The sequence below is a fragment of the Streptomyces sp. NPDC052301 genome (assembly GCF_044593395.1).
In the GTDB taxonomy this organism is placed as follows: Bacteria; Actinomycetota; Actinomycetes; order Streptomycetales; family Streptomycetaceae; genus Streptomyces.
In genome coordinates this window covers 544,155-556,147 of sequence record NZ_JBIUBE010000006.1, presented here as the reverse complement: position 1 = coordinate 556,147, position 11,993 = coordinate 544,155, and the positions used below count along the sequence as shown (strand labels likewise).

At 72.6% G+C, this 11,993-nt stretch carries 9 protein-coding genes; 4 read left to right on the top strand and 5 right to left on the bottom strand.

Features of this window, described 5'->3' with window-relative positions:
• Window positions 1–23: 23 nt before the first annotated feature.
• The 4 genes from eccD to ACIHEJ_RS20290 all read left to right on the top strand — a co-directional run bounded on the left by eccD (window position 24) and on the right by ACIHEJ_RS20290 (window position 7,964).
• Window positions 24–1,349 (top strand): type VII secretion integral membrane protein EccD, encoded by a 1,326-nt coding sequence (gene eccD / locus ACIHEJ_RS20305; RefSeq protein ID WP_400137368.1) that lies wholly within the window; start codon window positions 24–26, stop codon window positions 1,347–1,349.
• A 497-nt stretch (window positions 1,350–1,846) separates the two neighbouring features.
• Window positions 1,847–2,605: a type VII secretion protein gene (locus ACIHEJ_RS20300; protein ID WP_400137365.1), complete on the top strand. Its 759-nt coding sequence runs from the start codon at window positions 1,847–1,849 to the stop codon at window positions 2,603–2,605.
• The gene (gene eccCa, locus ACIHEJ_RS20295; protein ID WP_400137362.1) at window positions 2,602–6,579 is read left to right on the top strand and encodes a type VII secretion protein EccCa; all 3,978 of its coding nucleotides are present in this window, start codon (window positions 2,602–2,604) and stop codon (window positions 6,577–6,579) included. The genes ACIHEJ_RS20300 and eccCa overlap by 4 nt, the downstream gene beginning before the upstream one ends.
• Window positions 6,576–7,964, top strand: coding sequence for a DUF6177 family protein (locus tag ACIHEJ_RS20290; protein WP_400137359.1), 1,389 nt, complete (start codon window positions 6,576–6,578; stop codon window positions 7,962–7,964). Before eccCa ends, ACIHEJ_RS20290 begins: the two co-directional genes overlap by 4 nt.
• 15 nt (window positions 7,965–7,979) lie before the next feature.
• Here ACIHEJ_RS20290 and ACIHEJ_RS20285 read toward each other — a convergent pair whose 3' ends face one another.
• The 5 genes from ACIHEJ_RS20285 to ACIHEJ_RS20265 all read right to left on the bottom strand — a co-directional run bounded on the left by ACIHEJ_RS20285 (window position 7,980) and on the right by ACIHEJ_RS20265 (window position 11,982).
• A complete protein-coding gene (locus ACIHEJ_RS20285) occupies window positions 7,980–8,243 on the bottom strand; it encodes a hypothetical protein (RefSeq protein WP_400137357.1) in 264 nt (87 codons plus the stop codon).
• 86 nt (window positions 8,244–8,329) lie between these two features.
• A complete protein-coding gene (locus tag ACIHEJ_RS20280) occupies window positions 8,330–9,790 on the bottom strand; it encodes a sensor histidine kinase (protein ID WP_400137526.1) in 1,461 nt (486 codons plus the stop codon).
• Window positions 9,791–9,795: 5 nt separating this feature from the next.
• Window positions 9,796–10,530, bottom strand: coding sequence for a response regulator transcription factor (locus ACIHEJ_RS20275; protein WP_400137355.1), 735 nt, complete (start codon window positions 10,528–10,530; stop codon window positions 9,796–9,798).
• Window positions 10,531–10,656: 126 nt separating this feature from the next.
• A complete protein-coding gene (locus ACIHEJ_RS20270; RefSeq protein ID WP_400137352.1) occupies window positions 10,657–10,887 on the bottom strand; it encodes a hypothetical protein in 231 nt (76 codons plus the stop codon).
• A gap of 96 nt (window positions 10,888–10,983) precedes the next feature.
• Entirely contained in the window at window positions 10,984–11,982 is a 999-nt protein-coding gene (locus ACIHEJ_RS20265; protein WP_400137349.1) for a S1C family serine protease, read from the bottom strand.
• Between the last annotated feature and the right edge of the window lie 11 nt (window positions 11,983–11,993).

Below are 11,993 nucleotides of genomic sequence, written 5' to 3'. Positions count from 1 at the left end.
GGGGTCGTACGGCGCTCAGCCGCGTGACGCTGATCGGAGAGCGACGCCGGGTGGACCTGGTGCTGCCCTCGCGGGAACCGGTCGGTGTGCTGTTGCCGGAGGCCATGCGACTCCTGGACGATCGCGTGGGCGCGCGGCCGGAGTCCCGGCATCTGGTGACCGCGGACGGTTCGGCCCTCGCGCACGACGCCACCTTGGAGTCGGCCGGTGTGCCCGACGGTGCGGTGCTGCGGCTGGTGCGCGTCGAGGAATCCCCCTCGGCGCCCGTCATCCACGATGTCAGTGACGAAGTCGCCGACGATCTCGACCTGCGTGCCTGGCGGTGGCGGCCTGCCGCGCGGCGCGTCGTCGCCGGAAGTGCGACCGCTTTCTGGGCGCTTGCCGCCGGTGTACTGGCCCGCGGCCACTTCGCGCTGTCCGGCGTTGCCGACGCCCTCCTCCTCGTCGCGGCCGTGGCCGCGGTCGGTGGTGTGCTCTGCGGGCGGCTGGACAGGCGTGGACTCGCCGTCACGCTCCTCACCACCGCCGGGGCGCTGGGCGCACTCGGGGCTTGGACCGCTGCCGACGCCTCCGACCGGTCCGGCGCCGTGCGGCTCGCCGCCGTCACGGGGGCCGTCGCCGTCACCCTCGCGCTCGCCGGATGGTTCACGCCGCTCGGGCGCGGGGCACTGATCGGGGCCGGGAGTCTAGCCGCCTGCCTTGGGCTGTGGGAAATGGTCCTCGCCTTCCAGGACGGCGCAGGCACCGCCACCCAGCAGACCAGGAGCGGCGCACTGCTCGCCGTCGTCTCCGTCGTCGTGCTCGGTCTGCTGCCACGGCTCGCGCTGACGGGAGCCGGGCTGACCCGACTCGACGACCAGCGCACCGGTGGCGCCTCGGTGAGCCGCTACCAGGTGGGGACGGCTCTCGCGGCCGCCCACCGCGGGCTGCTGATCGCCACCGTCGTCCTCGGCGTGTCCGCCGCTGCGGGGGGCTGGCTGCTGCTGCGGACAGCGACCGTATGGACCGTTCCGCTGGCCGTCGTCGTCATGCTCGCGCTCGCCCTGCGCACCCGGGCCTTTCCGCTGACCGCCGAGGTCGTGACGCTGTTCGCCGCGTCCGCCGCGGTGGCGCTGAGAGCCGTCGGCCTGTGGCTCGGGCACGCCCGGGCGGCTTTCGGGCCCGTCGTCGTGCTCGCCCTGCTCGCCGTCGTACCCCTCGCGGTGCTGACCGTGGATCCCGCCGAGCACGTACGCGTGCGGCTGCGCAAGCTCGGTGACGTGGTGGAGTCCGTTGCTGTGGTCGCGCTGTTTCCGCTGACCATCGGTGTGTTCGGGGTGTACGGGCGGCTGCTCGGCACCTTCGCGTAGGCGCGGGTTCGAGGGGGACGATCGGCATGACCGGGGGCGGGGACTGGCAGCACGACGTGCTCAAGCAGTTGACCGAAACGGGGGCGAGGGGAGGGGACTCCGCGCCGGCCGTGCGTCAGGAGTCCCGGGCCGCACAGGAGCCCCCCACCCCTCGACAGGATTCCCAGTCGGCACCGGCGTCCCCGGACCTCCGCCAGGATTCCCAGCCCGCACCGGCGTCCCCGGACCTCCGCCACGCTCGGCCCGCGACCGGGGCGCGGTCCGCCCACCCGGCACCCACCGGTTCTTCTCACCCGGCGCCGGGCGATCCCCGCGTCCCCGCGGCCCCCGCCCTTCCGACACCCCAGTCCCTTCCCACAGTCGACCCACGCCTTGCCCTCGCCCTCGGTCGCCCGCAGCACGGCGACTCTCTCGCCCACCGGGCAGGCCGGTCCCTGCGCAGGCTGGCCACCTCGCCCGGTCAGGAAGTCGCCGAACAGACCCGGTACGCCCGTGAAGTGCAGCAGCCGGTCACCACCGGACGGGTCATCGCGGTGACGTCGATCCGCGGTGGCGTCGGCAAGTCGACCGTCTCGGCGCTGCTCGGCCGTACCTTCAACCACTTCCGGCACGACCCCGTCCTCACCCTGGAAGCCGACGCCGCCCTCGGCACCCTGCCGGTGCGCATGGGCGCCGAGACGGTGCGGTGGTCCTGCGCCGACCTCGCTCGGATCCTCACCCCTGCCATGCAACTCACCGACGTGACCGGGTACCTGGTGCCGGTGACCGACGGCGGATGGCTGCTTCCGGCAAGCCAGGGCAGGGTCGGCGCCCCGCTGGACGTGCGCACCTACCGCACCGTGACGCTCGCCCTGCGCCGGTACTTCGCCGTGACCGTCGTCGACTGCGAGACGCTGCCCGGCGAGGTGGCACGTACCGCGATGGACACCGCGCACGCGCGCGTGGTCGTCGCGCCGATGACCGCCGAGGGAATCCACGGCACCCGTCAGGTACTCGACTGGCTGGGGCAGTTGCCGCACTCGGCACTCGCCACCACCGTCGTCGCCCTCAGTGCCGCCTCGCCGGATGCCACGCTCGACGCCAAGGCCGCTGCGGCACATCTGCGGGAGCCCGGTGTGCCCGTCGTACTGCTGCCCTACGACCGCCACCTCGCTCAGGGAGGTCCCATCCACACCGCCATGCTGAGCCAGGCCACCCGGGACGCCACCGTCCGGCTCACCGCCGAGGCGATGCGGCGGGCGGTGCCGGTGCGATGACCCAGCGAATCGTGCACCGGCCGGCCCGTAGCACCCCGCCCCTGCAGCCCGCCCCCGCACGCACGGTCGAGGCGCCGCCCAACCTGCCCGAGGGCAAGGTCGGCAACGCGGCGACCGCGCTCCTGCCCATGGCCGGCGTCGTCAGCTCCGTCGTGATGATGACCATCATCCGCAACAGCCAGTTCGCGGCGCTCGGCGCGATGGTGCTGGTCGTGGCCCTGCTCGGGGCGGTCACCCTGTTCCTCTCACAGCGGGGCAAGGCACAGCGCACCCGTCGCGTGCAGCGGGAGCGCTACCTCGAACACCTGGAGCACCTCAGGGCGGAGCTGGGCGCTGCCGAACGGGAGCGGCGCACCCGGGCCCGCCTTCTCGACCCACCACCGGAGGCACTGTACGACCTCGTCCGCGACCCGGCCCGGCTGTGGGAGCGGCGACGCCAGGATCCCGACTTCCTGCATCCGCGACTCGGCGTCGGCCAGGTGCCGGTGCAGGACCTGACCATCGCCCAGAGCGCCGCCGGCGGGGCCCTCACGCCCCCGGACCCGTTCATGCTCAACGAAGCCCGGGCGCTGCAGCGACGCTTCACCACCGCCACCGGCTTCCCGCTCACCGTGCCGCTGGACCGGGCCGGGAACGTGAGCGTCATAGGTGACCGGGGCGACGTACTCGCTGTCGCCCGCGCCCTGCTCGTCCAGACGGTGGTCACCCACGCTCCGGACGACGTCTCCGTCGCCCTGGCCACGCCGGACGAGCAGGCCTGGGAGTGGGCCAAGTGGCTGCCGCACCTCCTCGATCCGCAGGTGTACGACGGACCCGTCGCCGCTCGCCGGATCGCCCCCGACCTGGACCGGCTGGCCCTGCTGTGCGGGTCCGCCCTGCGGCGGCGCGCCGGATACGCGGCCGAGGTGCGGCGCGGACTGTCCGACCGTGAGGCGCTGCGGTCGATCGACCGGCTGTTCGTGGTCAGCGACACTCATGGGACTCCTGCGGCCGACCTGCCGCTGCCCGACTCGACCGTCGGACTGCCGGAGATGGGTGTGACCGTGTTGCACCTGCTCCGGGAGCAGGTGCACGAGCCGGACCAGGTGAGCGTACGCATCACCGTCGACGGGGACCGGGTGGTCGTCGACGACCTGCGTGGCACCGTCGGCGAAGGAACGGCCGACGTGGTGAGCGCCGCAGGCGCCGAGGGCATCGCCCGTATGCTGGCGCCGCTGCGGCTGTCGGCGGAGTCCGCGGCCGACGGCACGCCGGTGTCCGGACCGGTGGGCTTCCCCGCGCTGCTCGGCATCGAGGATCCGGCCGCTCTCGACCTGAAACGGCTGTGGGAACCGCGCAGCGAGCGCGACTTCCTGCGCGTGCCGATCGGCCTGACGGACCGGCACGAGCCCGTGCTGCTCGACCTGAAAGAGTCCTCCCAGCTGGGAATGGGTCCGCACGGGCTGTGCGTGGGCGCGACCGGCTCCGGCAAGAGCGAGCTGCTGCGCACGCTGGTCCTGGCTCTGACCGCAACGCACTCACCGGAGGATCTCGCCCTCGTTCTGGTCGACTACAAGGGTGGCGCCACCTTCGCCCCCTTCGCCACGCTTCCGCACGTCGCCGGGGTCATCACCAACCTGGAGAACCAGGCCGGGCTGGTGGAGCGCGTCCACACGTCCCTGGCCGGTGAGGTCAAGCGCCGTCAGCAGGTCCTGAAGGACGCCGGGGACGTCGCCGACATCGGGCACTACGCGGTGCTCCGGGCCACCGAACGGCCGGACCTCGAACCGCTGCCCCACCTCTTCGTCGTGATCGACGAGTTCGGTGAACTCATCACTGCCAAGCCCGACTTCATCGACCTCTTTCTGTCGATCGGCCGCATCGGCCGCTCCATCGGCGTGCATCTGCTGCTGTCCAGCCAGCGCATCGAGGGCGGCAAGCTCCGCGGACTCGACACCTACCTGTCGTACCGACTGGGTCTGCGCACCTTCTCCGCCGACGAATCCCGCACCGTCCTCGACACCGCTGACGCCTTCCACCTGCCGCCGCTGCCCGGCTTCGGCTATCTGAAGGTCGACACCTCCACCTACGAGCGATTCAAGGCGGGTTACGTCTCCGGCAGCCATCACGGGCCTGCCGCATGGGAGCAAGGCGACGCCGCGCCGCGCGCCCTGCTCTACCCGACGTACAGTGCACCCCAGGAGGCCGGGACGGCCGATGAGGGGCCGTCGGCCACGCGCCGCGAAACGGGTCCGACCGTGCTGTCCGTGATGGTCGGGCAACTCGCCACCGCTGCCCCTCCGGTGCGGCGCATCTGGCTGCCGCCGCTGCCGGACGCCGTCACCCTCGACCGGGCCGCGGGGCCCGTACAGGCCTCCGAGCGCGGACTGCACCTGGAGGGGCGTGCGGGCGCGATGCGGATACCTCTCGGCATCCTGGACGACCCGGCCCGCCAGCGGCAGAGCCGGTGGCTGCTGGACCTGACGCTGGCCGGCGGTCACGCGGCGGTCATCGGCGGCCCGCAGTCCGGCAAGACGACCCTGCTGCGCACGCTGGTCCTCTCCCTTGCTCTCACCCACACGCCGTACGACGTCGCCGTCTACGGCCTCGACCTCGCCGGTGGCGGTCTCGCGGCCCTCGCCGGCCTGCCGCACGTCGGCGGGGTCGCCGGACGCGCCGACCACGAGCGGGCCGCCCGCACGGTCGCCGAGGTGCGGACCATGCTCGCCGAGCGTGAGGACCTCTTCCGCCGGCACGGCATCGACTCGGTGGAACAACTGCGCACGCTGCGGTCCCGAGGTGCCCTGCCGGAGCTGGGCGCCACCGACATCGTCCTCGTCGTCGACGGCTTCGGCGCGCTGCGGGACGAGTACGCCGAACTGGACGATCCCGTCGCCGACCTGCTCAAGCGCGGTGGCGGCTACGGCATCCACGTCGTCGCAGGCCTGCTGCGCTGGAACGACGTGCGGATCGCCGCCCAGTCCCTGTTCGGCACCCGGGTCGAACTGCGCCTGAACGACCCGGCCGACTCCTCCGTCGACCGCAAGCTGTCACAGACGCTCACGCCGGACACCCCCGGCCGGGCACTCACTGACGGCAAACTGTTCGCGCAGGTGGCACTGCCCCGGATGGACGGCCGGCCCGCCACGGACGATCTGGGGCCCGCACTCGAACAGGCCGCGCGTACCGTCCGGGCCTCCTGGCACGGCGAGGTGGCCCCGCCGGTGCGGGTCCTGCCCACCCGGCTGCCGGCCGTCCGTCTTCCCGCTCCGGCGGCCGAGCCGGGGCGCATCCCGATCGGTGTGGACCAGGATGCTCTCGCGCCGGTCCTGCTCGACCTGTTCGGCAGCGACCAGCACATGCTGATCCTCGGCGACAACGAGTGCGGCAAGACCAACCTGCTCGAATTGATCGCGGCACAGCTCGTCGAGCGGTACACGGACGAGGAACTCGTCTTCGGTGTCTACGATCCACGCCGCGGCCTGCGCGGTGTCGTCCCCGAGTCGTACCGCGGCGGATACGCGCACAACGCCAAACTTGCAGCGGTCCTGTCCACGGGCATCGCCACGGAGTTGGAGAAGCGCCTGCCGGAGACGGCGGAACCGGACGACCGAGGGAGCGAGCCGGCCTTTCGCGGACCGCGGATCGTCATCCTCGTGGACGACTACGACATCCTCACCACCGCCGGCCAGCAGCCGCTCGCCCCCTTCCTGCCGTATCTGTCCTGCGCACAGGACATCGGCCTGCATTTCGTCCTGGCTCGCCGCGCGGCAGGAGCCTCCCGAGCCCTCTACGAGCCACTGCTCACCAGCCTGCGCGAGACCGGGACCGCCGTGCTGGTCATGGCCGGCGAGCGCGGCGAGGGCCAGCTCCTGCCCGGCCTGTACGCCTCCCAGCAGCCGCCCGGGCGAGGCACCCTCGTCCGCCGCGGCCGCCCCCACCAGCTGATCCAGACCGCCCTGACCAAGCAGAAGACCCCGGAAGAGGCCCCGTGACGAAGGATGTCATCGCGCTCACTCCGAAGATGCCGGAGATTCGCACGCTGCTCGCCGGCCTCTTCGCGGGCGGCCCCGACCTCGGTGTGAATGCCCTGCGCGACGGTGCCGTGGTCCAGCTGTGCGCAGCCGACGGCCGACCGCTCGTCTCCGTGGAGGCACCGGTTCTCGTGCAGGTCCCCGGCGAGGTCGACCGGCTCCTGCCGGGTGCCGCACCCCCTGGGCCGGTCTGGTGGACGGAGGCGCGCGCCTCCACCGCCGTCACCGAGGCCGGCCGGCTCGCGGGCTCCTTCGCCGGACGTCTGACGACCGTACTGGGGGGCACGGTCTGGCCCGCGGACGCCGCCACGACCGAGGTCGTCCCCCTCACCACGGACATCTCCGCGAACCCCGTCGCGGACACCATCGCGCCGGCGATCGACGTCCTCACGGAGACGACCGCCGTCGTCATCCAGGACAAGCCGGTCGTCGCCCTGACCGGCTGGCTGTCGGACGCCTTCCACACAGCCTCCGGCACCGGCCGCAGCGTGCAGATCGTCACGCCGCCCACGGCGCGCCTCACCCTGCCCGCCCGCACCGCCCTGCACGGCCTGCCCAATCGCTGGGTCGTACAGGATCCCGAGCACGGCTACTACGACGGACTGTCCGGCGCTGTACTCCACTGGCACAGCGGAAGCTTCACGCCGGTCCGCGACCGCCAGGGCACCACCTCGGTGGCGACACCGTTCACGTCGGCCGCCGACAGCGGTGACCGCCAGTTCCTCGTCGCTCTGCGTACCCGGCACCGGGCGGCGGAGGGCCTGGTCCTCGGCCGTGCCCTGGAGACCACGTGGCGGCACCTGACCGGCACCCCACCTGCCGGCTGGAGCACGGCCGAACCCGTCAATCTGCCCTGGTCCACCCGGGAGATCACCGACCTCGCCCGTGCCCGGGCGCCCCGGCCCACGCTGCTCGTCGCGGTCGGGCGGCCCGAACGCCCCGCCCTGGCCACCGTCCGGGTACTGCGCACTCCAGCGGGTGTCGAGGAGGACGTCACACTCGCGCTCGGCTACGGCAGGGACGAGGAACCACCGCTGGCGGCGATCGAGGCCCTGGCCTCGGCGCTCGACGCCGAGCACGGCCTGGTCACGCTGCTGACCTCACTCCGAGCGGCCCGTCGCGACCTGGCGGTTCCGCCGCACATCGAGGCCCCGCCGGCCCCGGTGGCGGTCACGCTCGGCGGCATCGAGGCGGACGCCGTGGGCCGGCGACGGGCCGAGAACCCCCCGACCGGTACGCCCCCGCTGCGTCTGGGCCGTGCCCTGCACTATCCCCTGGGTGACGGCACCGATGCCGCCGCCTGGGCGGGGTTGAAGCAGCTCATGGAGTGGTGGAAGCGGAGCTGACGAGAACCCCACCCCTCAGGAAGCCGAAGGGCTCCAGTCCCTCAGCCAGTCGGCCGTCTCCTGGGCGGAAGCCCGGGTGCCGGGCTGCACCGGGATCACCACGCGCGAGGGGTTGTTCGCCGGGACGGTGTCCACCGCCGCCTGCACGGTGCTGTACCGGCCCGAGCCGAAGGCGCCGTAGGTGAACGCGAGGGCTCCGGTGGTCGCCAGGGCGAGGGGTACGCCGAGGGAGACGGCGGTACGGCGGCGACGGTGGGTACGAGGGGGGTGGGGGCTCATGGCTGTTCCGGTCCCGTTGGACGTGTGGCCGACCTGGAGTTGCCGTGGGGCGCCGAAGGTTGCCCCGCCTCCGGCTGCACCTGCGCCTAGACCGGCACCGTGTCCGGCGGAGGCGTGGCCGCCCCGGGAAGCCGTACCGTCGCCACCGTGCCGCCGCCCTCCGCGTGCGTCAGGGTGACCTCGCCGCCCGCCTGCTGGACCGTGCGGGCCACGATGGACAGGCCCAGGCCCGAGCCGGGCAGCGCGCGGGCGCTGGGGGAGCGCCAGAAGCGGTCGAAGACGTGCGGGAGTTCGTCCGCGGGGATGCCGGGACCGTGGTCGCGGACGGTCAGGACGCCCTCGGTGAGCTGCACGTCGATCGTGCCGCCCCCGGGACTGAACTTCACCGCGTTGTCCAGGATGTTGACGACCGCCCGCTCCAGCGCGGAGGGCTCCGCCCGGACGAACCACGGCTCCACGTCCGCCGTGATGGTCAGTTCGGGCCCGCGCAGCCGTGCCCGGCGCAGGGCCGCCTCGACGGTGTCCTGGAAGGCGACGACCTGGACGCGCTCGCCGCGCTCGCCCTCCGAACGGGACAGCTCCTGCAGGTCGCCGATGAGCGCGGCCAGCTCGGTCATCTGCGCCTTCACCGAGGCGAGCAGGGCCTTGCGGTCCTCCGGCGGGATCGGGCGGCCGGTCTCCTCGCTGCGGGTGAGGAGTTCGATGTTCGTCCGCAGCGATGTGAGCGGGGTACGCAGCTCGTGGCCGGCGTCCGCGATCAGCTGCTGCTGGGTCTCGCGGGAGCTGGCCAGCGAGGCCGTCATCGAGTTGAAGGAGCGGGAGAGCCGGGCCACCTCGTCCTCGCTGTCGTCCTCCACGGGGATACGGATGGTCAGGTCCTCGGTGCGGGCCACGTGTTCCACGGCCTCGGTGAGCTTGTCGACGGGGCGCAGGCCGGCCCGGGCGACCGCGAGACCCGCGGCGCCTGCTCCCACCACCCCGATCCCGGAGACCAGCAGCAGGATGAGGGCCAGGTCCTTGAGGGTGTCCTGGGTGGCCTTGAGCGGGGTGGCCACCAGCAGCGCCGTGTTCGGGTACAGCTGCGGCGGGGTGCCCAGGTCGTCGGTGACCACCAGGGGCGAGGTCAGCACGCGGACGGCGTTGCCGTTGCCGTCCGTACCGTTGCGCAGCAGACCGCCCTCGCGCGACTGGGCCGTCTTCGCCACCTCCCGGTCGCTGGCGACGGTCTGCACCGTGCCCGCCGAGTTGGAGAAGACGCAGGCGGTGCCGTCCGCCCTGACCAGCTCGCCGTAATAGGTGCCGCGCGCCCGGAAACCGGAGTTCGACTCCGAGGCGGCCTGCGGGCAGGTATCCAGCGCCGCGTTGACGTCGGCAGCCGCCTGGGGCCGGACCGCCTTCTGCAGATCGGCGTCGACCTGCTGGTAGAGCTTCCCCTGCACGATGAACCAGGCCGTCACCGAGACCGCCGCCACCGCGAACGCCACCGCCGCCGCGACCAGTACCGCGAGGCGGGCCCGGAGCGGCAGCGAACGGTAGCGCCGTGCCAGATTGCTCACTCGGCGCCGCCCTGCCGCAGGACGTACCCGACCCCGCGCACGGTGTGCACCAGTCGCGGCTCGCCGCCCGCCTCGGTCTTGCGGCGCAGGTACATGACGTAGACGTCGAGGGAGTTGGACGAGGGCTCGAAGTCGAAGCCCCACACCGCCTTCAGGATCTGCTCCCGGGTGAGCACCTGGCGCGGGTGGGCCATGAACATCTCCAGCAGGGTGAACTCCGTGCGGGTCAGTTCGACCTGGCGGCCGGCCCGGGTGACCTCCCGTGTCGCGAGGTCCATGCGCAGGTCGCCGAAGGTGAGGGCCTCGTCCTCCTGGGCCTCGGCCGACACCGCCGCCGCGTAGGAGCTGCGCCGCAGCAGCGCGCGGATACGGGCGAACAGCTCGTCCAGTTCGAACGGCTTGACCAGGTAGTCGTCCGCTCCCGCGTCCAGCCCCGTCACCCGGTCGCCGACCGTGTCGCGGGCGGTGAGCATCAGGATCGGGGTGGTGTCGCCCGCGCCCCGGATCCGACGGGCCGCCGTCAGGCCGTCCATGCGCGGCATCTGGATGTCCAGCACCACCAGGTCCGGCTTGTAGGCGGTGGCCTTCTCCAGCGCGTCCGCGCCGTCCACGGCGACCTCGGTGTCGTACCCGTCGAAGGCGAGGCTGCGCTGGAGCGCCTCGCGGACGGCGGGCTCGTCGTCGACGATCAGGATGCGCTGGGGGTCACGGTCGCCTTCGGCGGGGCTCATCGCTCGCGGTTCCTCGGGGTGCGAAGGGTCGGGTGGTCGGGGTGGTGGGAGCGGTCGGGTGCTCGGGACGGTCGGGGCGTGTCTCAGCGTCGCATGTTTACCCGCCCTGGGAGGCGCATGCCGGGTTCAGGCGCTCAGCACGGCCAGCCCACGCATCGCGTTCAGGCGGTGCAGCGGCACCTTGCGGCGGTGCGGGCGGGCGGCGGAGGTGCGCAGACCCATCAGCTCGGGGACCGACACGACCTCGGCGGCGCGCGGGGGAGCGGCCGGGGCGTGCAGTTCCTGCGCCACCTCGAGGGCCAGGGTGATACCGGCCGGGCCGCCTACGGGGACATCGTGGAAAACCTTCGTGATCATGACGTACTCCCTGCTGCCTGCTGGAGGCTGACTGGTGGATCCCCCCGCTGGATCCCTGTGCCGGATCCGTGTGCTGAATCCCCCTGGTGAAACCGGTCAGCTGCCGGAGCCCGCCCGCAACTTGGCCAGGTCGGACTTGACGGCGTCGACGGGGATGGCGAAGCCGAGGCCGACGCTGCCCGCGTCCGAGGAGGACGAGGACTGCTCGCTCGACGAGTACATCGCCGAGTTGATGCCGATCACATGGCCGCTCGCGTCGATCAGTGCGCCGCCGGAGTTGCCCGGGTTCAGCGAGGCGTCGGTCTGGATGGCCTTGTACGTGGTGGTGGACGAGCCGGTGTCGCCGTTGAACTGACGGCCGCCGAACTGGAACGGCCACTGGCCGTCGCCGCCCTGGTCCTGCCCCTGGCCCTCGTCCGTGGAGACGGTCACGTCCCGGTCGAGGGCGGAGACGATGCCGCTGGTGACGGTGCCGGTCAGGCCCTCGGGGGAGCCGATCGCGACGACCGAGTCACCGACCTGGACGTCGGAGGAGTCGCCGAGCGCGGCCGGCTTCAGCCCCGAAGCGCCCTGAAGTCTGATCAGCGCGAGGTCCTTGGAGCTGTCGGTGCCGACGATTTCGGCGGTGTAGCTCTTGCCGTCGCTGGTGCGCACCTTGATCGACTGCGCACCGGAGACGACGTGGTTGTTGGTGACGATCTCGCCGCTGGACGAGATGATCACGCCGGAGCCGGTGGAGGAGCCGTTGCCGAGGGTCGCGTTTATCTCCACCACGCTCGGGCTGACGGCGGCCGCGATCGCGGCGACGTCGCCCTTCTTGCCGACGGGCACCACAGTGGTGGTGGTGCCGGCGGAGGCGACCGTGTCCGTACCGGTGAGTTCCTGGAAGCCGTACGCCGTGGCGCCGCCGACCGCCGCCGCGACGATCGCGACCGCCGCCAGCAGGGCGACGGGGCCCCGGGGACGCTTCCGCTTCGGCCCGGGTGCGGGCGCGGGGGTCATGGCCGTCGGGGGCTCGTACGGCGGCGGCCATTCGGGGTTCACGGGAGCGGAGTGGTACTGCTGCTGGGGGTATGCGCCCTGGCTCTCGGTCATGACAAGAGAGT

Excerpts from the sequence above, each read along its gene's own strand:
- eccCa (WP_400137362.1), top strand. The coding sequence starts at position 2,602 with ATGACCCAGCGAATCGTGCACCGGCCGGCCCGTAGCACCCCGCCCCTG.
- ACIHEJ_RS20285 (WP_400137357.1), bottom strand. The coding sequence starts at position 8,243 with ATGAGCCCCCACCCCCCTCGTACCCACCGTCGCCGCCGTACCGCCGTC.
- ACIHEJ_RS20275 (WP_400137355.1), bottom strand. The coding sequence starts at position 10,530 with ATGAGCCCCGCCGAAGGCGACCGTGACCCCCAGCGCATCCTGATCGTC.
- ACIHEJ_RS20270 (WP_400137352.1), bottom strand. The coding sequence starts at position 10,887 with ATGATCACGAAGGTTTTCCACGATGTCCCCGTAGGCGGCCCGGCCGGT.
- ACIHEJ_RS20265 (WP_400137349.1), bottom strand. The coding sequence starts at position 11,982 with ATGACCGAGAGCCAGGGCGCATACCCCCAGCAGCAGTACCACTCCGCT.